Below are 25660 nucleotides of genomic sequence, written 5' to 3' on the forward strand. Positions count from 1 at the left end.
TCTATCCAAATTCCCTGTAAACGGGCTGTCCATGCTGCGCGGGGCCGATATAATGCGGCCCTTTGCCGGTGTTAGCCGTGCGGCCGTTTGCCTGGATGAAATAGATGAAAAGCGCAGAAATCCGTGAAGCCTTCCTCCGCTTCTTCGAAGAGAAGGGGCACACCCGCGTTGCCTCCAGTTCGCTGATTCCGGCGAACGACCCGACCCTGCTGTTCACCAATGCCGGCATGAACCAGTTCAAGGACTGCTTCCTCGGCCTGGAGAAGCGTGCCTACACCCGCGCGACCACCAGTCAGAAGTGCGTGCGTGCCGGTGGCAAGCACAACGACCTGGAAAACGTCGGCTACACCGCGCGCCACCACACCTTCTTCGAAATGCTGGGTAACTTCAGCTTCGGCGACTATTTCAAGCGCGACGCCATCACCTACGCCTGGGAGTTCCTGACCAGCGACAAGTGGCTGAACCTGCCGAAAGAGAAACTCTGGGTCACCGTCTACGCCACCGATGACGAGGCCTACGACATCTGGCACAAGGAAGTCGGCATCCCGGCCGAGCGCATGATCCGCATCGGCGACAACAAGGGGGCGCCGTACGCCTCCGACAACTTCTGGGCGATGGGCGATACCGGTCCGTGCGGCCCGTGCACCGAAATCTTCTTCGACCACGGCGAGCACATCTGGGGCGGCCCGCCCGGCTCGCCGGAAGAAGACGGCGACCGCTACATCGAAATCTGGAACAACGTGTTCATGCAGTTCAACCGCACTGCGGACGGCGTGCTGCACCCGCTGCCGGCGCCGAGCGTGGACACCGGCATGGGCCTTGAACGCATCAGCGCCGTGCTGCAGCACGTCAATTCCAACTACGAGATCGACCTGTTCCAGAGCCTGCTCAATGCCGCGGCCAAGGCCATCGGCTGCGCCAACGAAGGCCAGGCCTCGCTGAAAGTCGTCGCCGACCATATCCGTTCCTGCGGTTTCCTGATCGCCGACGGCGTGACACCGTCCAACGAAGGCCGCGGCTATGTACTGCGCCGCATCGTGCGCCGCGCCTGCCGTCACGGCAACAAGCTGGGCGCCAAGGGCAGCTTCTTCTACCAGATCGTCGCCGCGCTGGTGGCCGAGATGGGCGAAGCCTTCCCCGAGCTGAAACAGCAGCAGGCGCATATCGAGCGTGTGCTGAAAACCGAGGAAGAACAGTTCGCCAAGACCCTGGAGCAGGGCCTGAAGATTCTCGAGCAGGATCTGGCCGGCTTGCAGGGTTCGGTGATTCCGGGCGACATCGTGTTCAAGCTGTACGACACCTACGGCTTCCCGGTCGACCTGACCGGCGACATCGCCCGCGAGCGCGAACTGACCCTCGACGAAGAAGGCTTCGAGCGCGAGATGGAGGCCCAGCGCGAGCGTGCCCGTTCCGCCAGCGCCTTCGGCATGGACTACAACAGCCTGGTCAAGGTCGACGGCGATACCCGCTTCCTCGGCTACGACAGCACCAGTGCCAGCGGCAAGGTCGTTGCCCTGTTCAAGGCTGGCGCCGCCGTTGACAGTCTCGCCGAGGGCGAGGAGGGCGTTGTGGTGCTGGACCAGACCCCGTTCTACGCCGAGTCCGGCGGCCAGGTCGGTGACTGTGGCTACCTGGAAAGCGCCGGTGTGCGCTTCGATGTGCGCGACACCACCAAGGCTGGCGGTGCGTTCCTGCACCACGGCGTGGCCGCCAAGGGGGGGCTGAGTGTGGGAGCTTCGCTGAAGGCCGAGGTGGATGCTTCGGTACGCCAGGCCACTGCGCTGAACCACTCTGCAACTCACCTGCTGCATGCCGCGCTGCGTCAGGTGCTCGGCGAGCACGTCCAGCAGAAAGGCTCGCTGGTCGACAGCCAGCGCCTGCGCTTCGACTTCAGCCACTTCGAGGCGATCAAGCCTGAGCAGCTGAAAGCATTGGAAGATCTGGTCAACGCCGAGATTCGCAAGAACTCCATGGTTGAGACCGAGGAAACCGATATCGAGACCGCCAAGGCCAAGGGTGCCATGGCGCTGTTCGGCGAGAAGTATGGCGACGACGTACGCGTGCTGACCATGGGCGGCGGTTTCTCCGTCGAGCTGTGCGGCGGTACTCACGTGTCGCGCACCGGCGACATTGGTCTGCTCAAGATCACCAGTGAAGGTGGTGTGGCGGCGGGCGTGCGCCGTATCGAGGCAGTCACCGGCGCTGCCGCGCTGGCTTGGCTCAATGGTGCCGAGGAGCAACTCAAGGAAGCGGCCAGCCTGGTCAAGGGCAGTCGCGACAATGTACTGGACAAGCTGTCCGCGCTGATCGAGCGCAACCGTCAGCTGGAGAAGGAGCTGGAGCAGCTCAAGGCCAAGGCTGCCAGTGCGGCGGGCAACGATCTGGCCGGCGCGGCGGTCGACGTCAAGGGCGTCAAGGTGCTCGCTTCGCGTCTCGATGGCCTGGACGGCAAAGCTCTGCTGGCGATGGTCGATCAGCTGAAGAACAAGCTGGGGAGCGCGGTGATCCTCCTGGGCGGTGTGTTCGAAGACAAGGTTGTGCTGGTTGCTGGTGTTACCCAGGACCTGACCGCCAAGCTCAAGGCGGGTGATCTGATGAAGCAGGCGGCAGCGGCTGTGGGCGGCAAGGGCGGTGGACGCCCGGACATGGCCCAGGGCGGCGGCACCGACGCCGGCAAGCTGGATGAAGCGCTGGCGCTGGCCGCCAGCTTCGTCGACGGCGCGCTGTAAGGTTGATAAGACAAGGCCTGCAGTGCGTCCGGCAGGCCTTGGCAGTGTGACCCGTTGCGGGTCTAATGGGCGCCCTTCGGGGAATCAGGCGGCTTTTTGACATGGCTTTGATCGTACAGAAGTTTGGGGGCACCTCAGTCGGCACCGTCGAGCGTATTCAGCAGGTGGCCGAAAAGGTGAAGAAGTTCCGCGAGAAGGGCGACGATATCGTCGTCGTGGTTTCCGCCATGAGTGGCGAAACCAATCGCCTGATCGATCTGGCCAAGCAGGTCAGCGACGGTCAGCCGGTACCGCGTGAGCTGGATGTAATGGTGTCCACGGGAGAGCAGGTGACCATTGCTCTGCTGGCCATGGCGCTGATCAAGCTCGATGTGCCGGCGGTCTCCTACACCGGTAATCAGGTGCGCATTCTCACCGACAGCGCGCACAACAAGGCGCGTATTCTGCAGATCGATGACGCCAAGATTCGCGCCGATCTCAAGGCCGGTCGTGTGGTCGTGGTCGCCGGTTTCCAGGGCGTGGACGAGCAGGGCAACATCACCACCCTCGGTCGTGGTGGTTCCGACACTACCGGCGTGGCCCTGGCTGCTGCGCTCAAGGCCGACGAGTGCCAGATCTATACCGATGTCGATGGTGTGTATACCACCGACCCGCGCGTAGTGCCCAAGGCCCAGCGTCTGGACAAGATCACCTTCGAAGAGATGCTGGAGATGGCCAGCCTCGGCTCCAAGGTGCTGCAGATCCGCTCGGTGGAGTTCGCCGGCAAGTACAACGTCCCGCTGCGCGTGCTGCACAGCTTCCAGGAGGGTCCGGGCACCCTCATTACCCTTGATGAAGAGGAATCCATGGAACAGCCGATCATCTCCGGCATCGCCTTCAATCGCGACGAAGCCAAGTTGACCATCCGTGGTGTACCGGATATTCCGGGCGTGGCCTTCAAGATCCTCGGCCCGATCAGTGCTGCGAACATCGAGGTGGACATGATCGTGCAGAACGTGGCGCACGATAACACCACCGACTTCACCTTCACTGTGCACCGCAACGATTACAACAGCGCCATGGGCGTGTTGGAGAACACTGCTCGCGAACTGGGCGCTCGTGAGGTCATCGGCGACATCAATATCGCCAAGGTCTCTATCGTCGGTGTCGGGATGCGCTCCCACGCCGGTGTCGCCAGCCGCATGTTCGAGGCCCTGGCGAAGGAGACCATCAATATCCAGATGATCTCCACTTCCGAGATCAAGGTGTCGGTGGTGATTGAAGAGAAATACCTGGAACTGGCTGTGCGTGCCTTGCACACTGCCTTCGAGCTGGACGCTCCAGCCCGACAGGTTGAGTAAAGGTTGATCCGAAAGGCGCGGCTGATCCGCGCCTTTTGCGTTTTTGAGCGGTTTGGCGGGGAACTTTCCTTTTGTCCGGGCTGGTCAATACTTGGGTGAAGGTCGTGACTTGAACAGGACGCGGCTGCCACCATTTTTATTTCTGCAGACTAGTTGTTCTGAACATTGAAATCCGTGAGGAGAAAGGAATGCTGATTCTGACTCGCCGGGTCGGAGAGACCCTGATGGTGGGTGATGATGTCACTGTCACCGTGTTGGGTGTGAAAGGTAACCAGGTACGGATCGGCGTTAACGCTCCGAAGGAAGTTGCCGTGCACCGCGAAGAGATCTACCAGCGCATCCAGAAAGAAAAGGGTGACGAACCAAGCCATTAATTTTTATAAAAATTTTGGTTTGCAAACGGGGAAAACATGGTTATCATGCGCCCCGTGTTGCGGAGAGGTGGCCGAGTGGCCGAAGGCGCTCCCCTGCTAAGGGAGTACACCTCAAAAGGGTGTCGGGGGTTCGAATCCCCCCTTCTCCGCCATATTCACAACCTAGGTTGTGTTGGTGCTAAGTCAGATAAGTTATTGAATTTATTCTGAAAAGTGCTTGACCGAAAAGTTAAGCTCTCTATAATGCGCCACCCACGCACTCATAGCTCAGCTGGATAGAGTACCCGGCTACGAACCGGGCGGTCGGAGGTTCGAATCCTCCTGAGTGCGCCATACTAGATGATGCGTATTACGTGTTATCTAAACCAGCGGTGATCTGGTCTAAAAAGCACCACACGCACTCATAGCTCAGCTGGATAGAGTACCCGGCTACGAACCGGGCGGTCGGAGGTTCGAATCCTCCTGAGTGCGCCATTAGCCAAAAGGCCCGCATTAATGCGGGCCTTTTGCATTTCAGCGTTTTTTCTTTACGCAGCCTGCCTCGTCGAAGATGACTTGCCGCTTGTTTCCTTGCTGGTCGTCGTAGTGATAGCGAGTATCGCCGTTCTGCGTGGTGATCTTGTCGGGCTCGCCAAGGGCACTTTCTATATCGGCTTGGGTCATGCCGCTGCGCACTTGCTTGCGGATCATGGCGGTGCGGCGCTCGGTGCCTGTCACCTGGTTGCCGCATCCGTCTTGCTTGCTGCCAACTATCGTCAATTCTTGTTGGTCGTGGTCGCTCGTTCCCTTGCCTTTGGCTGCTTTCTTCTTGGTTTTTGCCATGGGGACGACTTTTCCTTGTCCTGGGGTTGGGTTGTAGGCGTTGTGCAGGGATTGATTGGTGTGGCTAGGGCAACCGCTCAGCGTGAAGCTAATGCGCCCATTCTCGTCTTCGCAGCGAAATACGGTGGATGCCTGGATTTCGTTGGTCTGTATAAAAAAGAATGCGCAGAGCGTTGCGCAGATTGGTCGCAGCATGATTCGTCCTCCTTGACGTTCGCTTAACAGGCTAGCCGAGCTTCCTTGAGGTGCCAGCGTGCCTTGTGAACTGGCGCAAGCGTCGGAGAAACAAGTTGAAGGCAATGGCGCAAGCACTTGTTCTAGGCGCTATTGGGTCGCCCTGTATGTGGCTGGCGGTGCTATCATTGCCAGGTCAGCCCCGTCGGGGCTTGTGGAATACCACCATGGACTTACCCAGTAGTTACTCAAAACTTCCCCCGCCCAATCGTGTATTGACTGATTGACCCTCGCGGCGCGCCCTGCTGCTGGGGTGGAGCGTGCCGTATGACTGAAGTAGAAGCCAAAAAGCCGCAAGAAAGCCTGCAGGATCGCCTTGCTCAGGTGATCGAGCTATTGCATCGCCACAAGCTGGTTGAGGGGTTGACCCATCGCCAGGAAGGGCAGCATCAGGATCTTGTTGAAAACCTGGTGCATCGGCAGAACCTCGTTGAGCTCCAGCGTAAGCTGGATGATCTGCACTCTGCCGACGTGGCTCATATTCTCGAAGCGCTCCCGCTTGATGACCGACTGACAGTCTGGCAGTTGGTCAAGGCAGAGCGTGACGGCGATATCCTGCTTGAAGTGTCTGACGCGGTTCGCGAGTCGTTGATCGCCGACATGGATGATCACGAAATCCTCGCTGCGGCCAGGGATATGGATGCGGATGAACTGGCTGATCTGGCGCCAGAATTGCCGCGTGACGTGGTCTTCGAGCTCATGGAGAGCCTGGATGCTCAGCAGCGCGAGCGTGTTCGCTCGGCGCTCTCCTATGAAGAGGATCAGGTCGGTGCGCTGATGGACTTCGAGATGGTCACCATCCGTGAAGATGTCAGTTTGGAGGTGGTGCTGCGTTATCTGCGCCGTCTGAAGGAGTTGCCGGGGCATACTGACAAGCTGTTCGTGGTTGATTACGACGGTGTGCTCAAGGGGGTTCTGCCGATCAAGCGGCTGCTGGTCAATGATCCTGACAAGCAGGTGAGCGAGGTGATGGCCAGTGATCCTGTGAGTTTCCAGCCCGATGAGGATGCTTACGATGCGGCTCAGGCCTTTGAGCGCTATGACCTGATTTCTGCTCCTGTGGTGGAGAAGGACGGCAAGTTGATCGGCCGTCTGACCATCGATGAAATGGTCGATCTGATTCGCGAGGAGAGTGAAAGCGAAGTGCTGAATATGGCCGGCCTGCGCGAGGAGGAGGATATCTTTGCGTCGGTCTGGAAGTCGGTCGGCAACCGCTGGGCGTGGCTGGCGGTCAACCTGGTCACGGCGTTTCTGGCTTCGCGTGTGATCGGTCTGTTCGAGGGCTCAATTGAGAAGCTGGTAGCGCTGGCGGCGCTGATGCCGATCGTGGCGGGTATCGGTGGAAACTCGGGTAATCAGACAATCACCATGATTGTGCGCGCGATGGCCTTGGATCAGATCAGCACTGGTAATACCTCGCGCTTGTTGCGCAAGGAGCTGGGCGTCGGGCTGATCAATGGGCTGCTTTGGGGGGGGGTGATCGGTGTGGTGGCCTACTGGCTCTACGATAGCTGGTCGCTGGGCCTGGTGATGACCGGTGCGATGACGCTCAATCTGCTGCTTGCGGCGTTGATGGGGGTTCTGATTCCTATGACCCTCATGCGCCTGGGGCGAGATCCGGCCATGGGTGCCAGTGTCATGATCACGGCGATGACCGATAGTGGGGGGTTCTTCATTTTCCTCGGCTTGGCGACACTGTTCCTCCTCTAGGAAAAATCCCCACAAAAAAGCCGGCATTAGCCGGCTTTTTTGTTTCTCTCTGGATTAGGCATCTTCTTCGGTGTTCATGCCTGCATCGTGAGCAATCAGTGCTACGAGGGCATTTTGCTGGCGATGCGAGAGTTGGCGGAAGCGCTGCAGCAGTTCGCGTTCGTGCAGGGAGAGCTCGGGGCTGTCCAGTCGCAGGCTTGGCTCGTCACCCAGGGCGCCTTCCTGAAGCAGGCTCTGTTCCAGGCGGGCGATGATTTCCGAGTTCATGCTGCGATGATGATTGCGTGCTACGTCGGAAATGCGCTCGCGCATTCCGTCGGGCAGGCGGACAACGAATTTGTCAGCTGTACGGCTGGAATAAATGGCCTGTTTCATAGGGCGTATACATTAAACCGGTTAGTTCAGGAAAGCGATGCTGGCATTCAGCTATTGAATTATCACTGCTTTGACCATGATAGGCGCTAGCCGTTCAGCCGGTAACCACATCGAATTATTTAGTCGGTCGACTAATTGACGCCAATTACACGGCGTATTTTGCATCTGAATGCAGGCGCATTGCCAGCACCAGCTGTCTGAAATGCGCACGGTTAGTCAAAACTGCCTTGCTGGTCAGTTAGTGAGGATTGCTCTAGAGGTTCCTTGGCGCTGTCCGCTCTGTGTTTGGGAGGTATTTGGTTGCAGCTAAGAGATTGATGTGCATGACAAATACGGCGTTGCCCGCTACCATTCGGCGCGTCATATGTCCCAGTAGCTCAATTGGATAGAGCATCCCCCTCCTAAGGGGAAGGTTGGAGGTTCGACCCCTCTCTGGGACGCCATACCATGGTGCTTGGCTTAATGGGCCTGGGCGTGACGAGGTGGCAAAAAAAAACCGGCTAATAGCCGGTTTTTTTATTCAACCTGTGCAGGTCGATATCGGGATTTGGTCGGAGCGACTGGATTCGAACCAGCGACCTTCTCGTCCCGAACGAGACGCGCTACCAAGCTGCGCTACGCTCCGAAGGATGGCGCGCATTTTACCGAAAAAGTTTTGCTGCACAAGGGGTTAGCGAGAAGTTTTTTGTTGCCCCGCATCCATGCGGAGCATGCATGGGAAATGCCTAAAGCTCTTTGACGGTGATGACCTGGTCTTTATTGATCCGGGCCGGTTTGCCGTCCAGTTGCTCGAATTCGTAGAAGCCCGAGTCTTCATCGAATTCCGGTGTGTCCACGGTCTGAACCTGGCTGCCATCGTTGAGTGTGATCACGCTGGGGGTGGCGCAACCGCTCAGGCTGGCGATGCCGAGAAAGGCAAAGCAGAGGTACAGCTTCCGTCGGGTCATGGTTATCTCCTTGATTTCAGTGCAAGTGCTGAATTTCTGACGGAGATAAGCCAGGTGAGTTCAATCCTTTTTATGCGTCGATGCAGCCTTGAGCAGTTCAGGCGTATTCAGGTTGCTCAATCGAGGATCGTCGGCGGCGCATGGGTAGGCCAGGGCATCAAGTCGCTGCAATGCGCGCCTCGGGCTGCGTTCGCCGTCATTCCAGAGCGCCAATAATGCGGGGTACAGGTTTTTAGGCAGGACACAGAACAGCGGTTGCCAGTGCTCATCCTGGCGAACCATCAGCGGTCGCTCTGGCGCCTGCTGCGCAGTCTCCATCAGATCGAGCAACAGTGCCTTGTCCAGGCTTGGTGCGTCGCAGGGTAATACCAGCATCCGGGGGTGCCGGGCCTGGGGCAGGCCGGCGAGGATGCCAGCCAACGGTCCCTGAAAGCCTGTTTCAACATCGCTGACCAGATGGTCCGCATAGCTGGCATAGCGCTCGTGATTGCGATTGCAGGAGATGATCAGGTCATCGGTGAGGGCGCGCACCTGCTCATGCAAATGAGCAATCAGGGGTTGTCCACGCCACTCTATCAGGCCCTTATCTTGGCCGCCCATGCGCTGTCCGCGGCCGCCGGCCAGCAAGAGGATGGAGCAGTGGGGGCGGTGATCGGTCATGGCGGTCTCGGGGTTGGGGCCTGTGATATAACACCGGCCTGTTTTCGCCACAACCGGACCCTGCCATGAGTCACAAGGCCGAGGCGGCTTTCGTGCCGCTGAACATTGCCGTTCTCACTGTAAGCGATACCCGCACTCTACAAACCGATACCTCCGGGCAACTGTTCGTTGACCGGCTTACCGATGCAGGTCACCACCTCGCCGCTCGCCTATTGTTGAAGGACGATCTGTACCGCATTCGCGCCCAGGTGGCGCAGTGGATTGCCGAGGATGAGGTTCAGGTGGTGCTGATCACCGGTGGAACGGGCTTTACTGGGCGAGACAGCACACCTGAAGCGGTGGCTTGTCTGTTGGACAAGCAGGTCGATGGATTTGGGGAGTATTTCCGGCATATATCGGTGGGCGACATTGGCACCTCCACCATGCAGTCGCGGGCCCTGGCAGGACTGGCTAATGGCACGCTGGTCTGTTGCCTGCCAGGCTCCACCAATGCCTGTCGCACGGCCTGGGATGGCATCCTCGCCGAGCAACTGGACAACCGCCACCGTCCCTGCAATTTCGTCGCGCATCTCAAGCCCGTTGATCCCTGTGAGAGTCGTGGATGAGTCTACTGCCCGTTGAGGATGCGCTTGAACGCCTGCTGACGCTGGCCGAGCAGGCGCCGATTCGTGAGCTGGAGGTGTTGCCGCTGGCGGCAGCGGATGGTCGAGTACTGGCGACCGAACTGGTCGCAGGGCTGGATCTACCGCCCTGGCCGAACAGTGCCATGGATGGTTATGCCCTGCGTCTGGGTGATTACAGTGGCGCAGCCATGCCAGTGACCCAGCGCGTCTTCGCCGGCCACGCGCCGCAGGCGCTGCAGCCAGGCAGCTGTGCGCGAATCTTTACCGGTGCGCCACTGCCACCCGGGGCCGATACGGTGGAGATGCAGGAGAATTGTGAGGTGCTCGCCGACGGTCGTGTGCGTTTCCTTGAGCCGCTGCGAGCAGGGCAGAACGTCCGTGCCCAGGGGCAGGAGACGCGTCGAGGCGAGGTGGTGCTCAATGCAGGTACGCGCCTTGGTCCTGTGGAACTGGGGTTGGCTGCTTCGCTCGGCTGTGCCCAGCTGCCGGTTCGTCGCAAGCCCCGGGTTGCGGTGCTTTCCACGGGCGACGAGTTGCTCGAGCCAGGCCAGCCGCTTGGGCCCGGTCAGATATATAACAGCAATCGTCGCGTACTGTGCTCCTGGCTACAGCGTTTGGGCTGCGAGGTGGTGGATGCCGGTATCCTGCCGGATGACCTAGAGCAAACCCGTCTGGCTCTGGGGGCTCTGGATGAGGTTGATCTGATTCTTTCCACCGGTGGCGTTTCCGTCGGCGAGGCTGATTTTCTCGGCCAGGTACTGCGCGAGGAGGGCGATCTGGCTCTGTGGAAGCTGGCTATCAAACCAGGTAAGCCGCTGACCTGTGGCCATTACCGCGGCATTCCGGTGCTGGGCTTGCCGGGCAATCCAGCCTCGACACTGGTGACCTTTGGCCTGTTGGCACGGCCCTATCTATTGCGACGCCTGGGTGTGGCAGAGGTCGAGCCACTGGCTTTTACGGTGCCGGCAGGTTTTACCTGGGGCAAGCCAGGCAGTCGCCGTGAATACCTGCGCGCACGCGTAGAGCATGGACGTGCTGTGCTCTACACCAACCAGAGCTCTGGCGTGCTGCGCAGCGTTGCCTGGGCCGATGGCCTGGTCGAGGTGATGGAGGGGAGCACCTATGGCGAAGGCGACGCGCTGCGCTTTATTCCGCTGAGCGAATTGCTCGGCTAGGACGTCAGCTCAGAGCGGCGCGCTCTTGCGCTGCTCGCGATATTCGCCCGGTGTCATGCCAGTCCAGGCCTTGAAACTGCGGTGGAAGGAGCGCGACTCGGTGAAACCCAGATAGCTGGCGATATCCTGGATAGCCAGTTCGCTACGTAGCAGGTAGTGCTCGGCCAGCTCCTGGCGCAGCTGGTCGAGAATTTCCTGGTAGCTGGTACCGGCCTGCTGTAGGTGGCGCTGCAGGGTGCGTACGGTCATGTGGAACTTCTCCGCCACCTTCTCCTTGCGCGGCAGGCCATCCTTGAGCAGCAGGCGCAGGGCATTCTTCACTCGCTGCGGCAGCGGCTCGCCGTCATCCAGCCCGGCCATCATGGTCAGCGCGTGCTCTTCCAGGGTGCGCAGCAGGTTGGGATCGGCCTGGCGCAATGGGATGGCCAGGTAGTCCAGCGGCACCAGCAGGGCGCTGTAGGGCTGGTCGAAACGCACGGGGCAGCCGAACACCGCTTCATAGTCCTCCAGGGCTGCGGCGGCGGGGCGCCGATGTTCCAGCCACACTTCGCTTGGCGATCTGTCCATTTCAGCGATCCAGCGGGCGTAGAGAATCCATGAGGCCAGCACATTTTCCACCATGTGGCGGCGGATCTCCGGATCCTGGTGGCGACAGTTCCAGATCAGCCGTACATGGTCGCCGGCCGGCTCTACGCGACTGGTGCCCATGTCGCCGACCAGCTTCTCGTAAGGCACGATGCGTCCCATCGCCTCGCCCAGGGTGGCACAGTTCATGGTGATGTAGCCGAGCACGCTCCATGAGCCGGGTTGTACGTAGCGCGCTGAGTGCAGGCCGAATAGCGGGTCATTGGAGACCTGCAGCAGGTGCGCCAGCAAGCGTTCGTGCATTTCGCTGGGAATGCGCCGGCCATTGTCGGCCAGGTCCTCCTGGGTCACGCCGGCCGCGGCACGCGCGGCGGCCAGGTCCAGGCCGAGTGCTTCGGCATGGCGCAGGTATTTGAGCAGGGCGGGGACTGAGGTATAGCCGAGGGTCAGCATCGTTTCTTGTTGTTCTGCTTGTCTTGATTGGCGACAGGCGCTGGCTCGATTCGACAGTGACCGAGCCGGGCCGCTGGCTAGTATAGGCAGCCATTGAGAATGACCGGAATACTGGGAGCACGCATGCGACGTTGGAATGGATGGGGCGACGAGGCCACTGTGGTGGAGCTGCCGGCGCATGGCGCGGCTTTCCTGGCGCAGCGGGTCGGCGTGGGGCAGCGTCTGCCGGATGCCAGTCTGGAGCAGGTGCTGGCGCGGGTGCCCGAATCGCGCCTGAGCCTGCGCCACCCGCAGATCAGTGTCGATGCCGAAGTGCGTGTGCGCCATGCCCGCGGCCAGAGCCTGCCGGACTGGCTGGCCATGCGCTCCGGTGAATTCGGCGTGTTCCCTGACGGCGTCGCTCTGCCGGAAACCGCCGCGCAGATCCGCGAGCTGCTGGCCTGGGCCCGGCAGCAGGACGCCATCGTCATCCCCTACGGTGGCGGTACCTCGGTGGCCGGGCATATCAACCCGGTCGAGTCCGCCAAGCCGGTGCTGACCCTGTCGCTGGAGCGCATGACCCAGCTGCTCGACCTCGACGAGCAGAGCCAGATCGCCACCTTCGGCCCCGGCGCCAACGGCCCGCAGGTAGAGGCGCAGCTGCGCGCGCGCGGCTACACCCTCGGCCACTTTCCGCAGTCCTGGGAGATGTCTACCCTCGGCGGCTGGGTCGCCAGCCGCTCCAGCGGCCAGCAGTCGCTGCGCTACGGGCGCATCGAGCAGCTGTTTGCCGGCGGCAAGGTCGAGACCTTCGCCGGCACCCTGGACATCCCGACCTTCCCGGCCTCGGCTGCCGGCCCCGACCTGCGCGAGCTGATCCTCGGCAGCGAAGGCCGCTTCGGGGTGATCTCCGAGGTCAAGGTACGGGTGACCAAGCTGGCCGAGCAGGAGAAGTTCTTCGCCGTGTTCCTGCCCAGCTGGCAGCAGGCCCTGGCCGGCATCCGCGCACTGGTGCAGGCGCGCATCCCGTTGTCGATGCTGCGCCTGTCCAACGCCATCGAGACCGAGACCCAGCTGGCCCTGGCCGGACACCCCGAACAGATCGCCCTGCTGGAGAAATACCTGGCCCTGCGCGGCGCCCGTGTCGGCAAGTGCATGCTGACCTTCGGCGTCACCGGTAACCGCAGCCAGAACGCGCTGTCGGTGAAACAGGCGAAAAAACTGCTGAAGGGCTTTGGCGGCGTGTTCACCGGCACCCTGCTGGGCAAGAAGTGGGCGGAGAACCGCTTCCGCTTCCCCTATCTGCGTCACGGCCTGTGGGAGGCCGGCTATGCGGTGGACACCCTGGAAACGGCCACCGACTGGAGCAACGTCGACCACCTGCTGAACCAGGTCGAGGCCAGTCTGCGCCAGGGCCTGGCGGAGGAGGGCGAGCGGGTTCATGTATTCACCCACCTGTCGCACGTCTACGGCCAGGGTTCGAGCATCTACACCACCTACGTGTTCCGTCCGGGCGACAGCTACGAAGCCACCCAGGCGCGCTGGAGCAAGCTCAAGCAGGCGGCCAGCCAGGCCATCACCGCCAACCGCGGCACCATCAGCCACCAGCACGGCGTCGGTCGTGACCACGCGCCATACCTGGCGGCGGAGAAGGGTGAGCTGGGCATGGCCGCGCTCAAGGCCATGGCGCAGCATTTCGATCCGGAGCGGCGCCTGGCTCCTGGCGTGCTCTTGGATGACTGATATGGCCTGGAACGCCGCCTGGCGTGAGGCCGCGCTGCCTGAGCTGGCGGCGCGCGACTGGGACCTGATCGTCGTCGGCGGCGGCATCAGCGGCGCCGGCATCCTGCGCGAGGCGGCGCGACGCGGCTGGAGCTGCCTGCTGCTGGAACAACGCGACTTCGCCTGGGGTACTTCCAGTCGCTCGTCGAAGATGGTCCACGGCGGCCTGCGCTATATCGCCAAGGGCCAGCTGGGCCTGACCCGCGACTCGGTGCGCGAGCGCCAGCGCCTGCTCGGCGAGGCGCCGGGCCTGGTCGATGCGCTGCCGTTCCTGTTCCCGCATTACCGCGGCAAGTTTCCCGGGCCCAAGGTGTTCGGCGGCCTGCTCGGCGTTTACGACGCCCTGGCCGGCCAGCGCCTGCACCGTTACCACCCGGCCGGCGAGCTGCGCTATCTGGCGCCGGGGCTGAACGAGGCCGAGCTGCTCGGCGGTACCCTGTTCACCGACGCCGTTACCGATGACGCGCGCCTGGTCATGCGCGTGCTGGGCGAGGCACGGGCCGAGGGCGGCGAGGCACTCAACGGCCTGCGCGTGGTCGAGCTAAGCCGTGATAACGATTGTGTTAATGGTCTGGTTGCCGAGGACGCCGAGACTGGTCGGCGCTTTGCCTTCCGCGCCCGCGCCGTGGCCCAGGCCACCGGTGCCTGGGCCGACGAGCTGAGAAAGAAGAGCGGTCTGGAACATATCCGTCCGCTGCGCGGTAGCCATCTGCTGCTGCCGGCCTGGCGCCTGCCGGTGGCCCAGGCCATCAGCTTTATGCACCCCGAGGACCAGCGCCCGGTGTTCGTCTTCCCTTGGGAGGGCACCACGGTGATCGGCACCACCGATCTGGACCATGGCGAGGCGCTGAACCGCGATGCGCGGATCACGGAAGAAGAGCTGGATTATCTGCTGGCGGCCTGCGCCAGCGTGTTCCCGCATGCCAGGGTCGGTCGCGCCGATGTGCTGTCCACCTGGGCTGGCGTGCGCCCGGTGGTCAGCGAGGGCGAAAGCTCCGGCAAGAAACCGTCAGACGAAAAGCGCGAGCACGCCCTGTGGGTCGAGCCCGGCTGCGTGACCTTGGCCGGCGGCAAGCTGACCACCTTCCGCCTGCTGGCGCTGGAAGTGCTGCGCGCCTGTGCGCCGATGCTGGGGCGCGAGGTGGCGGATGTGGGGCAGGCGGTATTCCACGCAGCACCCGAAGTGGCGCTGCCTGGCCTGTGCCTGAGTCAGCGGCGTCGCCTGGCCGGTCGTCATGGCCTGGCGTTGCCGCGCCTGGCCGAGCTGATTGGCGAGCTGGGCAGCGGATGCATCGGCGCCAGCACCACACTCTGGGCCGAGCTGGCCCTGGCCTGTGACGACGAACTGGTGCTGCAACTGGACGACCTGCTGCTGCGCCGCACGCGCATCGGCCTGCTGCTGGCGGGCGGCGCCGAGGCCGAGCTGCCGCGCATCCGCGCCCTGTGCCAGCCGCGCCTGGGCTGGAGCGATGCGCGCTGGGAAGAACAACAACTACGTTATCTGGCCCTCTGGCGCCAGTGCTACAGCCTGCCGGGTGAATCTTCGTGAGCGAACAACGCTATCTGCTGGCCATCGACAACGGCACCCAGAGCGTGCGCGCGCTGCTCTTCGACCTGGCCGGCAACCTGGTTGGCAAGGGCAAGGTGGAGCTGGAACCCTACTATTCCGAGCACCCCGGCTGGGCCGAGCAGGACCCGGAGTACTACTGGCGCAGCCTTGGCGAGGCCTGTCGGCAGCTGTGGGCCAGCGTCGACATCGACAAGAGCCGGATCGCCGGCGTGTCGCTGACCACACAGCGCGGGACCCTTGTCAACGTCGACGCGGCCGGCCAGCCGCTGCGGCCGGCCATCCTCTGGCTCGACCAGCGCAGGGCAGAAGTTGCAGGCACCATCAAGGGGCCCTGGGGCTGGCTGTTCAAGCTGATCCGCGAAGAGGAAACCATCGACTACTTCCGCAGCCAGGCCGAGGCCAACTGGATCACTCAGCAGCAGCCGGAGATCTGGGCGCGCACGCACAAGTTCCTGCTGCTCTCGGGTTTTCTCACCCACCGCCTGTGCGGCCGCTTCGCCGACTCGGTGGGCAGCTGCGTGGCCTACCTGCCGTTCGACTACAAGCGCCTGTGCTGGGCCAAGCCGAGCGACTGGAAGTGGCAGGCCATTCCGGTGCGCCCGGACATGCTGCCGGAGCTGGTCAAGCCGGGCGAGCGCCTCGGCAGCATCAGCGCCGAGGCCAGCGCCCACACTGGCATTCCCGCGGGGCTGCCGCTGATCGCCGCGGCCTCGGACAAGGCCTGCGAGGTGATCGGCGCCGGTGGCGTGGAGCCGAGCACGGCCTGCCTGTCTTACGGCACCACGGCAACCATCAACACCACGCGTGCCGACTACCTGGAGACCATCCCGCTGATCCCGCCATACCCGGCGGCGATCCCCGACCACTACAACACCGAGGTCATGGTGTTTCGTGGCTTCTGGATGGTCAGCTGGTTCAAGGAACAGTTCGGCCACGCCGAGCGCCAGCGTGGCCTGGAACTGGGGGTGGAGGCCGAGACGCTGTTCGACGAGCTGGTCGAGAGCGTGCCGCCGGGTTCCATGGGGCTGATGCTGCAACCATTCTGGTCGCCGGGCATCCGCGAGCCGGGGCTGGAGGCCAAGGGTTCTATCATCGGCTTCGGCGACGTGCATACCCGCGCGCACCTGTACCGCGCCATCCTCGAGGGCCTGGCCTACGCGTTGCGCCAGGGCCGCGAGAAGATCGAGAAACGCTCGGGCACGCGCATCCAGCGCCTGCGCATCTCCGGCGGCGGCTCGCAGAGCGATGCGGCGATGCAGCTGACTGCCGACATCTTCAACCTGCCGGCCGAGCGCCCGCATCTGTACGAGACCTCCGGCCTGGGCGCGGCCATCGACTGCGCCGTCGGCCTCGGCCTGTACCCGGATTTCCCCACGGCCATCGCCGCCATGACCCGCGTCGGCAAGGTGTTCCAGCCCAACCCGCAGGCGGTGGCGGTGTACGAGCGGTTGTACCGTGAAGTGTACCTGCGCATGTACCAACAGCTCAGGCCGCTGTACCGCAGCATTCGCGAGATCACCGGCTACCCGGCTTAGCGCCTGCTGGCACTTTCACGCATTGCCTGTGGTCTGCTGTACTCGGATAAACGTGCAACGGAGAGCGGCTTATGGGCGAGCGCAGGGCGCTGATGATTCTGCATGGCAAACAGGCGCAGAACGATGAGGTACGGAGCGCCGTGAGGGCACTGCGGGCGGATGGCTGGGAGTTGGCGGTGCGCCTGACCTGGGAGGGTGGCGATGCTGCGCGCCTGGTGCAGGAGGCCCTGGCTGCGGGCTACCCGACACTGATTGCCGGAGGCGGTGACGGAACCCTGCGCGAGGTGGCCGAGGCACTGGTGTTGGCGGACGGTACTGCCAGCCTGGTGTTGCTGCCGCTGGGCACCGCCAATGATTTCGCCCGCGCTGCCGATATTCCGCTGATCCCCGCGGAGGCGCTGAGCCTGCTGGAGTCCGAGCCGCGGCCAATCGACCTGGGCGAAGTGGACGGCCAGTTGTTTCTCAACATGGCTACCGGTGGCTTCGGCTCCAAGGTCACGGCCAATACTTCGGAAGAGCTGAAGAGCCTGCTCGGCGGTGCGGCTTACCTGCTAACCGGTCTGAGCCGCTTTGCCGAGGTGCACTCGTCTTTCGGCCGCTTCCGTGGCCCTGATTTCGCCTGGGAAGGCGAGTTTCTCGCCCTGGGCATCGGCAACGGCAGGCAGGCCGGTGGCGGCCATGTGCTGTGCCCGCATGCGCGCATCGATGACGGCCTGTTGGACATCTGCATCGTGCCGGCCTCGTCGGATGTGGTCGGCACTCTGGGCACGCTCCTTTCCGGCGGTATGCTTGGTGTGGAGTCGGTATCGGTCAGTGCCCGTGTGCCCTGGCTGGAGGTAGAGACACCGGAAGGGCTGGACATCAATCTGGACGGCGAGCCGCTAGAGGGTAAGCGCCTGCGTTTCGCCGCACGTGCCGGCGCCCTGCGTCTGCATCTGCCGAGAGCGTCAGGGTTGTTGGGCGGGCGGTGACGCGCTTCTGGCTTCGAGTCTATGCCTGCGGCATGATGGCGAACGGCCATGGCTCTGCAGTTTCCGCCATAGCGGCCGATACTACACAAGGCGCTGGGCTAGACTCGGTACAGATAACAGGAGCGCATGATGGCCGGCATTCTCGACACAGTGGATCAACGCACGCAGCTGGTGGGTGAGAACCGCCTGGAGATCCTCATGTTCCGGCTGACGGGCCGGCAGCTGTTCGCCATCAATGTGTTCAAGGTGCAGGAGGTTCTCCAGCTGCCCAAGCTGACGCTGATGCCGCACCGTCACCCCTACGTCTGCGGGGTCGTCAACCTGCGTGGCCAGACCCTGCCGGTGATCGACCTGTCCCAGGCCATCGGCATGCGGCCGATCACCCCGAACGAGAACAGCACCATCATCGTCACCGAATACAACCGCTCGGTACAGGCCTTCCTGGTGGGGGGCGTGGACCGCATCCTCAACCTCAACTGGGAATCCATCCTGCCGCCGCCGGGCGGAGCAGGGCGCCAGCACTACCTGACGGCCATCACCAAGGTTGAGGATCAGATCGTCGAGATCATAGATGTGGAGAAGGTGCTGGCGGAAATTGCGCCGATGAGTACCAAGGTCTCCGAGGAAAAGCTGGCCGATCCGCTGCTGGCCAAGGCGGTTGGGCGTGAGGTGCTGCTGGTGGATGACTCCAGCGTGGCCCTGAATCAATTGCGCGAAACCCTGGCTCAGCTGGGCATTCGTACCCATAGCGCCAGTGATGGGCTCAAGGGCCTGCAACTGCTGAAGAAGTGGGCTGACAGTGGCGAGGTGATGACCGATAAGCTGCTGATGATCTTCACCGATGCCGAGATGCCGGAGATGGACGGCTACCGCCTGACCACCGAGATCCGCAACGACCCACGCCTGCGCGATCTGTACGTGGTGCTGCACACCTCCTTGTCCGGCAGCTTCAACGAAGCCATGGTGAAGAAGGTCGGTTGCGACAACTTTCTCTCCAAGTTCCAGCCGGACAAGCTGGTCGATGTAATCGCCGACCGCCTGCGCCGCGACGCCTGAACGTCGCGGCGGCTCTCAGATGCCGAGTGCGGCGGGCACGATGCCTGCGCTGATGGTGCCCCAGCGGCGGCCGCCGACGTGCACCGGGGTGTAAATCACGAAAACGATGGTGCTGGTGCCGGGAATGACGAAGGTTCCCATGCTCAGGTGCTGGCACTGGCGCACACTGTTCGCTTCGCTTTCCGTCACTGGAATGAAACGCTGATGCATGCTCTTGGCGGCATCGATCTGTGGGTTGCCGGTCGGCGGCTGTGATGCCGCGCTGCGTGCAGCCGGCAGGTAGCCGCGCTCGGTCATTGGTACCAGATAGAGCACGCCATCCTTGCCGCCCTGATCCCATTCATCGAGCAATGGTTGAATACGCTTGCGGTAGGGTTCGACCCAGCTGACATCATGTTTCTGCGGGTTGGTGTTGGGAATGGCTCGATAGTTCTGATCGAACAGGTCGACACCGGAGGCCTTCAGTTCCTCCAGTTGCGCTTCAATCACGTTGCGGCGCTGGAACAGCATGTCGGTGATGGCTTCCAGGCGACCGCTGCCCAGTCGGAAGCTGCACAGCTGCTGCACCAGTTGGTTGGTGTTGTCGCGCAATGTATCGGCCTGGGCGAAGTTTTGTTGCATGCGCTGGCCGATGCCCAGACTGAGTTCGCGGATACGGCTGCTGTGCTGGTGGGTTTCCTGGTTGGTGGCGTTGAGCTCCTCCAGAGCACTGCTGACCATCAGCAGGTCGTCATTGGCCTGCTGGAAGTCATTGACCATCAGCTCGAACTGTTCGGTAGCGGTGTTGACCACGACGCTGGTAGAGGCGCTTTGCTCGATCATGCGCAGGGTCTGGGCATCTGCGCCGGCCATCGCATTGGTCATTTCCTCCATGAGAACGCCAATTTGCTGAGCGGCACTGCCGACCTTCTGCGACAGGTTGCGTACCTCGTCGGCCACCACGGCAAAGCCACGCCCGGCTTCACCTGCACGGGCCGCTTCGATAGCGGCATTTAGCGCCAGCATATTGGTCTGGGTGGAGAAGTCCTGCACGGTGACCAGGATTTCGCGCACCTTGCCGGTGGTTGCGCTGAGGGCCTCGATGTTGTGGCGGAAGCCGTCCATGGTCTGGTTGACGTCCTGCATCTGCTGGCGTGCCTCGCCCAGCTGCTGCTGCGATTGATGTGCCATGTCCAGATTGCGGCTGTTCATCTCGGTGATGCCGCCGGCGCGGGCGGAAATATCCTGCAGTGCTGCGCTGGTCTGTTCGCTGGCATGGAAAATCAGCTCGGCCAGGTTCTGCTGCTCGCCGGCTTCCTTGGCCGCCTGTTCGGATTGCAGGCGGGTTGCTGCCGAGGTCAGGGCGATCTGCAGGCTGCTGTGCTGCTGGCTGGTGATGCTGTCGCGCAGGCGTGCCGTCAGTTTTTGCAGGTTGGTGCTGCCTTCCAGTTCGCCCTCGGCTGCACTTTCGGTGAGATCGATCAGCTTGCCGTTGATGGCGTCGAGGCGCGTGGCCAGCGGATTGCGCTGGGCCCCCTTGCCCAGCTGCCAGGTCAGTAACAGGAGTGGCAGGGCCAGCAGCGCGGCAACCAGACGCAGACCATTGTCAGCCTGGATCAGCACGGCGGCGAGCAGTATGGCCTGGCATATGAGGAGCAGATAGACGGGAGCAGGGAGTGAGAGGCGAGAGGCTTGAAAGGGCGTAGCAGTGGACTGGATGTCTTGCATGGGGTACACCGGACTTGTTTTTTATTTGAACTTATTTGTCGCTCAATCTAGCAATATCGTGAACACGGTCACGTCGCTCGAAAGTGCTAATGATCGGTTCATACTTTCTGTCTACAGAGGATTTCATGCAGCTATCTGCTCTATATCGTTACCCATTGAAATCCGCATGCCACGAGAGTCTGCAGAGCGCACCAGTCGGCTCTCTGGGCTTGCTGGGTGATCGCCGCTGGATGCTGGTGGACGAGAGCAGTGGCCGTTTCCTGACCCAGCGCTTACTGCCGCAGATGGGCCGTATCGAGGCACGCTACAACGGCGAGGGCGGTTTGCGCCTGAGTGCCCCGGGCTGCGACGGCATCGAGGTGGCGCTGCCTGATCCCGATGCCGCGCTGCGTGGCGTCATCGTCTGGAGTGACAGCTTGAGGGTGCCGGATGCCGGGGATGCTGCCGCGGCCTGGTTCAGTGCTTTTCTCGGGCGCCCGTGCCGTCTGGTGCAGGTGCCGGAGAGCCGGGCGCGCCAGGTCGATACCGGCTACGCCGAACCGGGGGAAAAGGTCGGCTTTGCCGATGGCTTTCCGCTGCTGCTGATCGGGCAGGGTTCCCTGGATGATCTGTCTGCACGTGTGGGGCGCTCGCTGGAGATGCTGCGCTTTCGTCCCAATCTGGTGGTTTCGGGTGCTGAACCCTATGCCGAAGACCGCTGGAAACGCATCTGTATTGGCGGAATAGAGTTCAAGGTGGCCAAGGGCTGCAGCCGCTGCATCGTCACTACCCTTGATCCGCTCACCGGCGAGCGTAGTGCCGACCGCGAGCCGTTGGCCACCTTGAAGACCTATCGCGAGCGCGAAGGGCAGGTGTACTTTGGCCAGAACCTGCTGCCGCGTGGCGTCGGTGAGTTGCGTGTCGGTATGCCGGTGGAAGTGCTGGAGTAGGTATAACCTCATCAGCAGGCATGGCTTGCATGCAGGCCGTGCGTGAAATGAAAAGGGCGCCGAAGGCGCCCTTTTTATGTTCACTGATCGTCAAAAAAGCGCTCGTGCCAGTCCACGAGGGGGGTTGGTGAACCCAGTTTCTGGCCGTAGATCACTGCGTAGGCCAGCACGTTCTGCACGTATTGGCGGGTTTCGTCGAACGGAATGTTTTCTACCCAGACATCGAATGACAGGTGGTCCGCTCCCCGTAGCCATTGGCGCACGCGGCCTGGCCCTGCATTGTAGGCAGCCGAAGCCAGTACACGGTTGCCGTTGAACTGGCCGTGCACCTGGCTCAGATAGGCAGCGCCGAGCTGGATGTTCTTATCCGGCACCAGAGCCTGCTGTGGGCTGCTCAAGGGGATACTGAACCTGCGCGCGGTCTCCTTGGCGGTAGCCGGCATCAGTTGCATAAGTCCCATAGCGCCGACCGGCGAACGGGCGTCGGCCATGAAGGCGCTCTCCTGACGGGTGATGGCAAACACCCAGCTCGAATGCAGGCCGCGAAGCTTGGCCTGGCTGATCAGGCTGTTCTTGTAGGGCATGGGGAAGCGGATATCCAGGTCATCCCAGTATTTGGCCTGGCTGATAGTGCGGATGGCCGGGAAGTACCATTGCTTGTCGTAGGCCAGCTTGGCCTGAGCCACCAGTTCCTCGGTGCTGAAAAGGCGACTGACGTGGTACCACTCGCGGCGCCCGTCGACGATCTGGCCGCGGTCATGGAACTCCAGGGCACGTCGGATTCCAGCCGTATTGCGAACTTTCTGCATCACCTGCGGGGCGATGGTCATTGGCTTGTGGTTGAGGCTGTAGGGGGCCTTTACCCGGTCGGCAGCGAGAAAACCGTAGAAGTCGCGTTCCTTGGCCAGTTGCTGGTAGAGGGCCGCAGCCTGCTGATCCTGCGGCTTGGCCAGTTGCAGGCTGCGCGCATGCCAGTAGCGCCAGCGGCTGGTGGTGGCCAGGTCTGCCGGCATGCGGCTGGTCAGTTGGTAGGCCTCGTCCCAGCGGCCATGGCGCAGCAAAAGGCGGGCATGCCATTCGGAGACGGTGTTGTCGCGCAGCTCTGGATCGTACTGAGCCATGACCTGCAGGGCGCGTATGTCGAAGCGTTTGGCCAGCGTCAGGCCGACCTCACGGGCGATGGCGACTTTTTCCTCGGCTGAGAAGGGCAGCTTGCGGGCGTAAACGTCGAGCAGGTTCAGAGCCTTTTCCGGGTCCTGGCGCGCCAGGCGGCGCAGGCCGAGGCCGGCGGCGTCTGCCATATGCCGGTCGGCGGGGACGAAGCGGGCGGTCTGGCTCATGACCTGGGGCTTCTGCGCGGCCTCCAGCAGCATCTTGCCCTGCATGTCGAGGGTCGGCAGGCCCTTGACCAGGTAGCTTGCCAATCCGTAGTTGCGGTTTTCTGCCGCCAGTTTGGCGCGCTTCCAACGCAGCTCCTCGGTCAGTTGTCCGTCGCTGCGCCAGGTGCTGAACAGGGCATCGCAGGCCTCAGGCTGTGACTTGCCCACCAGCCAGAGCTTTTCCGCGGCGGCCCGTGCCTCGGCTTTCATGTTGTGTCGGTACAGGTACTGGCCGTACAGGCAATCCAGTTCGGTGAAGTTGAGTTGCGGGTCGTAATGGTTGGCGAAGGTTTGCCATTCGCCGCGCTCGGCTAGCCAGCGCAACCAACGCAGCTTCATCCAGCCGGCCTGGGGCAGGTCGCCGTGCTCGGTAAGAAAAGCTTCTATCTCGTCATTGCTGGCAGACTTCAGGCGTGCGGTCAGCTCGTCGTAGGCTAGATAAGGCTCCAGTGGATAGTCGCGCAGGGCGCTGGCGTACTGCCGGTAGGGACCGCTGTCACCCTTGGCCAGGGCTCGCTTGGCCTGGTCATACATCTGGCGTTGCTGGGCCAGGTTCGCAGCGTGGGCGTTGGCCAGGGCGAGGGAACAGGTGACGAGCGAGGACAGCAGATAGAGCAGAGGGCGGCGCATGACACATCCGTGATGAGAGCTAATCGAAGCGGGGTGCTTCCAATGGGCCTAGCTTAGCTTGTTGGGCCAGGCCGGAAAAACCCGCCATTGATGATGGGCAGAGGCCAGTATGGTAGCCCCGTAACTCGGTTAGAATGCGCGCCCCGTTTTTCAAGGTGTTTCCCATGACCCTGCTCAAGTTCGCCGATGTATCCCTGGCCTACGGTGCCATGCCGCTGCTGGACCGCGTGTCCTGGCAAATTGCTCGCGGCGAACGGGTGTGCATCATCGGGCGCAATGGCACGGGCAAGTCGAGCATGCTGCGCCTGGTCAAGGGCGAGCAGATGCCCGATGACGGCGAGATCTGGCGTGCACCGGCGCTGAAAATTGGTGAGTTGCCGCAGGAATTACCGCGTGCCGACGAACGGACAGTATTCGATGTGGTCGCCGAGGGACTGGCCGGCGTTGGTGAGTTGCTGGCTCGCTATCACCATCTCAGTCAGCACATCCACAGCGATGATGACCTCAATCAGCTCATGCATGTTCAGCAGGAGCTGGAGGCAAAGGATGGCTGGCGCCTGCAGCAGCTGGTGGAAAGCACCCTGAGTCGTCTGCAGCTGCCGGCCGACAAGACCCTGGCCGAGCTGTCCGGTGGCTGGCGCCGCCGTGTGTTGCTGGCCCAGGCGCTGGTTTCCGAACCCGATTTACTGCTGCTGGACGAACCAACCAACCACCTTGATATCGGCGCCATCGCCTGGCTGGAAGAGGCGCTGAAGGATTTTGGCGGCGCCGTACTGTTCATCACCCATGACCGTTCCTTCCTGCAGAACCTGGCCACGCGCATCCTCGAGTTGGATCGCGGCGGGCTGATCGACTGGAACGGCGATTACGCCAGCTTCCTGGTGCACAAGGAGCAGCAACTGGCAGCCGAAGAGACCGCCAATGCGCTGTTCGACAAGCGTCTGGCTCAGGAAGAAGTGTGGATTCGTCAGGGTATCAAGGCCCGTCGCACGCGCAACGAGGGGCGCGTGCGTGCGCTCAAGGCCATGCGCCAGGAGCGCAGCGAACGGCGCGAGCGCCAGGGCAAGGCAAACATCCAGTTGGATACGGCGGAGAAATCCGGCAAGCAGGTGATAGTGGCGGAAAATGTCAGTTTTGCGCACCCAGGGGGAGCCGCGCTGGTACACGACTTCTCCATGGTGCTGCAGCGCGGCGACCGTATCGGCCTGCTCGGGGCCAACGGAACCGGTAAGACCACGCTGCTCAAGCTGCTGCTGGGCGACCTGCAACCGACTAGTGGCACGATAGTGGCAGGGACCAAGATCGAAGTGGCTTATTTCGATCAGCTACGCCATCAGTTGGACCCTGAAAAAACTGTGATAGACAACCTCGCCGAAGGTCGCGACTTCATCAGCATCGACGGTCAGAGCCGCCATGTGCTGAGTTACCTCGGAGACTTCCTGTTCAGCCCGCAGCGTGCGCGTACGCCGGTCAAGGCGCTGTCCGGTGGTGAGCGCGCGCGCTTGTTGCTGGCCAAGTTGTTCAGCAAGCCCGCCAACTTGCTGGTGCTGGACGAACCGACCAATGATCTGGATGTGGAAACCCTGGAGTTGTTGGAAGAGGTTCTACTGAATTTCCCGGGCACCGTACTGATGGTCAGCCATGACCGGGCCTTCCTCGACAACGTGGTGACCAGCACCCTGGTCTTCGAAGGTGAGGGGCGGGTGCGCGAGTATGTCGGCGGTTACCAGGACTGGCTGCGCCAGGGTGGCTCGCCGCGCCTGCTGGGTGTCGGCGAAAGCAAGTCGGGCAAGGCCGAGCTGGCTGCGGTGGCACCCGCCGCGGCTCCTGTTACTCCGGTGGTGGAAGACGTACCGGCCACCAACAAGAAGAAGCTCAGCTACAAGCTGCAGCGTGAGCTGGACGCCATCCCCGGGCAGATCGATGCCCTGGAGGCCCAGCTGGCAGAGCTGCAGGCGCAGATCGCCGATCCGGCGTTCTACCAGCAGGCCGTGGCTATCACCGGGCCTGCGCTGGAGCGCTTGCAGCACCTGCAAGAGGAATTGGACCAGTTGCTGGAGCGCTGGGCCGAATTGGAAGCCTGAAAAGCCTGCCG

Annotated in this window: 20 protein-coding genes and 5 tRNA genes; 17 read left to right on the top strand and 8 right to left on the bottom strand. The window is 62.3% G+C overall.

All coding sequences use genetic code 11. From position 1 onward, the window contains the following. Positions 1–104 precede the first annotated feature (104 nt). The 6 genes from alaS (at position 105) to ACF8C6_RS05685 (ending at position 4917) form a co-directional block, all read left to right on the top strand. Positions 105–2729: an alanine--tRNA ligase gene (alaS, locus tag ACF8C6_RS05660; RefSeq protein WP_392498398.1), complete on the top strand. Its 2625-nt coding sequence runs from the start codon at positions 105–107 to the stop codon at positions 2727–2729. A gap of 101 nt (positions 2730–2830) precedes the next feature. Then, positions 2831–4069, top strand: a complete 1239-nt coding sequence (locus ACF8C6_RS05665) for an aspartate kinase (RefSeq protein ID WP_392498399.1) — start codon at positions 2831–2833, stop codon at positions 4067–4069. Between the two features lie 188 nt (positions 4070–4257). Then, positions 4258–4443: a carbon storage regulator CsrA gene (csrA, locus tag ACF8C6_RS05670; RefSeq protein WP_003244478.1), complete on the top strand. Its 186-nt coding sequence runs from the start codon at positions 4258–4260 to the stop codon at positions 4441–4443. Positions 4444–4504: 61 nt separating this feature from the next. Continuing rightward, positions 4505–4595 (top strand) — tRNA-Ser (locus ACF8C6_RS05675). A 104-nt stretch (positions 4596–4699) separates the two neighbouring features. Continuing rightward, positions 4700–4776: transfer RNA gene (locus tag ACF8C6_RS05680), tRNA-Arg, on the top strand. 64 nt (positions 4777–4840) lie between these two features. Then, positions 4841–4917 (top strand) — tRNA-Arg (locus ACF8C6_RS05685). A 39-nt stretch (positions 4918–4956) separates the two neighbouring features. Here ACF8C6_RS05685 and ACF8C6_RS05690 read toward each other — a convergent pair. Then, positions 4957–5460 carry a hypothetical protein gene (locus tag ACF8C6_RS05690; RefSeq protein ID WP_392498400.1) on the bottom strand — a complete coding sequence of 168 codons (504 nt, stop codon included), beginning with the start codon at positions 5458–5460 and terminating at the stop codon, positions 4957–4959. A 306-nt stretch (positions 5461–5766) separates the two neighbouring features. Between ACF8C6_RS05690 and mgtE the strand changes: the two genes are divergently transcribed. Continuing rightward, the gene (gene mgtE, locus ACF8C6_RS05695; protein WP_392498401.1) at positions 5767–7209 is read left to right on the top strand and encodes a magnesium transporter; all 1443 of its coding nucleotides are present in this window, start codon (positions 5767–5769) and stop codon (positions 7207–7209) included. Positions 7210–7263: 54 nt separating this feature from the next. Here the strand turns inward: mgtE and ACF8C6_RS05700 are convergent, their stop codons facing one another. Next, complete coding sequence (locus ACF8C6_RS05700) at positions 7264–7593, bottom strand: Arc family DNA-binding protein (protein ID WP_277689021.1); 330 nt, start codon at positions 7591–7593, stop codon at positions 7264–7266. Between the two features lie 357 nt (positions 7594–7950). Between ACF8C6_RS05700 and ACF8C6_RS05705 the strand changes: the two genes are divergently transcribed. Then, positions 7951–8027: transfer RNA gene (locus ACF8C6_RS05705), tRNA-Arg, on the top strand. 105 nt (positions 8028–8132) lie between these two features. Here the strand turns inward: ACF8C6_RS05705 and ACF8C6_RS05710 are convergent. The 3 genes from ACF8C6_RS05710 to mobA all read right to left on the bottom strand — a co-directional run bounded on the left by ACF8C6_RS05710 (position 8133) and on the right by mobA (position 9191). Continuing rightward, a tRNA-Pro gene (locus tag ACF8C6_RS05710) sits at positions 8133–8209 on the bottom strand. A gap of 100 nt (positions 8210–8309) precedes the next feature. Then, positions 8310–8531 (bottom strand): YgdI/YgdR family lipoprotein, encoded by a 222-nt coding sequence (locus ACF8C6_RS05715; protein WP_277688976.1) that lies wholly within the window; start codon positions 8529–8531, stop codon positions 8310–8312. Positions 8532–8591: 60 nt separating this feature from the next. After that, positions 8592–9191 carry a molybdenum cofactor guanylyltransferase MobA gene (gene mobA / locus ACF8C6_RS05720; protein ID WP_392498402.1) on the bottom strand — a complete coding sequence of 200 codons (600 nt, stop codon included), beginning with the start codon at positions 9189–9191 and terminating at the stop codon, positions 8592–8594. Positions 9192–9256: 65 nt separating this feature from the next. On the opposite strand from mobA, the gene moaB reads away from it, so the two are divergent. Further along, positions 9257–9796, top strand: coding sequence for a molybdenum cofactor biosynthesis protein B (gene moaB, locus ACF8C6_RS05725; RefSeq protein ID WP_392498403.1), 540 nt, complete (start codon positions 9257–9259; stop codon positions 9794–9796). Next, positions 9793–10989: a gephyrin-like molybdotransferase Glp gene (glp, locus tag ACF8C6_RS05730; protein ID WP_392498404.1), complete on the top strand. Its 1197-nt coding sequence runs from the start codon at positions 9793–9795 to the stop codon at positions 10987–10989. The genes moaB and glp overlap by 4 nt, the downstream gene beginning before the upstream one ends. A gap of 9 nt (positions 10990–10998) precedes the next feature. On the opposite strand, the gene ACF8C6_RS05735 is transcribed toward glp, so the two are convergent. Further along, the gene (locus ACF8C6_RS05735; protein ID WP_392498405.1) at positions 10999–12027 is read right to left on the bottom strand and encodes an AraC family transcriptional regulator; all 1029 of its coding nucleotides are present in this window, start codon (positions 12025–12027) and stop codon (positions 10999–11001) included. A 123-nt stretch (positions 12028–12150) separates the two neighbouring features. Here ACF8C6_RS05735 and ACF8C6_RS05740 point away from each other — a divergent pair, with 123 nt between their 5' ends. The 5 genes from ACF8C6_RS05740 to ACF8C6_RS05760 all read left to right on the top strand — a co-directional run bounded on the left by ACF8C6_RS05740 (position 12151) and on the right by ACF8C6_RS05760 (position 18920). Further along, the gene (locus ACF8C6_RS05740) at positions 12151–13749 is read left to right on the top strand and encodes an FAD-binding oxidoreductase (RefSeq protein ID WP_392498406.1); all 1599 of its coding nucleotides are present in this window, start codon (positions 12151–12153) and stop codon (positions 13747–13749) included. A 1-nt stretch (position 13750) separates the two neighbouring features. Continuing rightward, positions 13751–15337 carry a glycerol-3-phosphate dehydrogenase/oxidase gene (locus ACF8C6_RS05745; RefSeq protein WP_392498407.1) on the top strand — a complete coding sequence of 529 codons (1587 nt, stop codon included), beginning with the start codon at positions 13751–13753 and terminating at the stop codon, positions 15335–15337. Then, positions 15334–16893, top strand: coding sequence for an FGGY-family carbohydrate kinase (locus tag ACF8C6_RS05750; protein WP_392498408.1), 1560 nt, complete (start codon positions 15334–15336; stop codon positions 16891–16893). The genes ACF8C6_RS05745 and ACF8C6_RS05750 overlap by 4 nt, the downstream gene beginning before the upstream one ends. 71 nt (positions 16894–16964) lie before the next feature. Then, the gene (gene yegS, locus ACF8C6_RS05755) at positions 16965–17864 is read left to right on the top strand and encodes a lipid kinase YegS (RefSeq protein ID WP_392498409.1); all 900 of its coding nucleotides are present in this window, start codon (positions 16965–16967) and stop codon (positions 17862–17864) included. 129 nt (positions 17865–17993) lie between these two features. Beyond that, positions 17994–18920: a chemotaxis protein CheV gene (locus ACF8C6_RS05760; RefSeq protein WP_277688967.1), complete on the top strand. Its 927-nt coding sequence runs from the start codon at positions 17994–17996 to the stop codon at positions 18918–18920. Positions 18921–18935: 15 nt separating this feature from the next. Here ACF8C6_RS05760 and ACF8C6_RS05765 read toward each other — a convergent pair whose 3' ends face one another. Next, positions 18936–20627 carry a methyl-accepting chemotaxis protein gene (locus ACF8C6_RS05765; RefSeq protein ID WP_392498410.1) on the bottom strand — a complete coding sequence of 564 codons (1692 nt, stop codon included), beginning with the start codon at positions 20625–20627 and terminating at the stop codon, positions 18936–18938. 125 nt (positions 20628–20752) lie between these two features. Here ACF8C6_RS05765 and ACF8C6_RS05770 point away from each other — a divergent pair, with 125 nt between their 5' ends. Then, a complete protein-coding gene (locus ACF8C6_RS05770; protein WP_392498411.1) occupies positions 20753–21556 on the top strand; it encodes an MOSC domain-containing protein in 804 nt (267 codons plus the stop codon). Between the two features lie 80 nt (positions 21557–21636). On the opposite strand, the gene ACF8C6_RS05775 is transcribed toward ACF8C6_RS05770, so the two are convergent. Next, the gene (locus tag ACF8C6_RS05775) at positions 21637–23565 is read right to left on the bottom strand and encodes a transglycosylase SLT domain-containing protein (protein ID WP_392498412.1); all 1929 of its coding nucleotides are present in this window, start codon (positions 23563–23565) and stop codon (positions 21637–21639) included. Positions 23566–23729: 164 nt separating this feature from the next. Between ACF8C6_RS05775 and ACF8C6_RS05780 the strand changes: the two genes are divergently transcribed. Beyond that, positions 23730–25649 (top strand): ATP-binding cassette domain-containing protein, encoded by a 1920-nt coding sequence (locus tag ACF8C6_RS05780; protein ID WP_392498413.1) that lies wholly within the window; start codon positions 23730–23732, stop codon positions 25647–25649. The last annotated feature ends 11 nt before the right edge of the window (positions 25650–25660 follow it).

Source organism: Pseudomonas sp. zbq_18 (assembly GCF_043102245.1).
Classification (GTDB): Bacteria; Pseudomonadota; Gammaproteobacteria; order Pseudomonadales; family Pseudomonadaceae; genus Aquipseudomonas.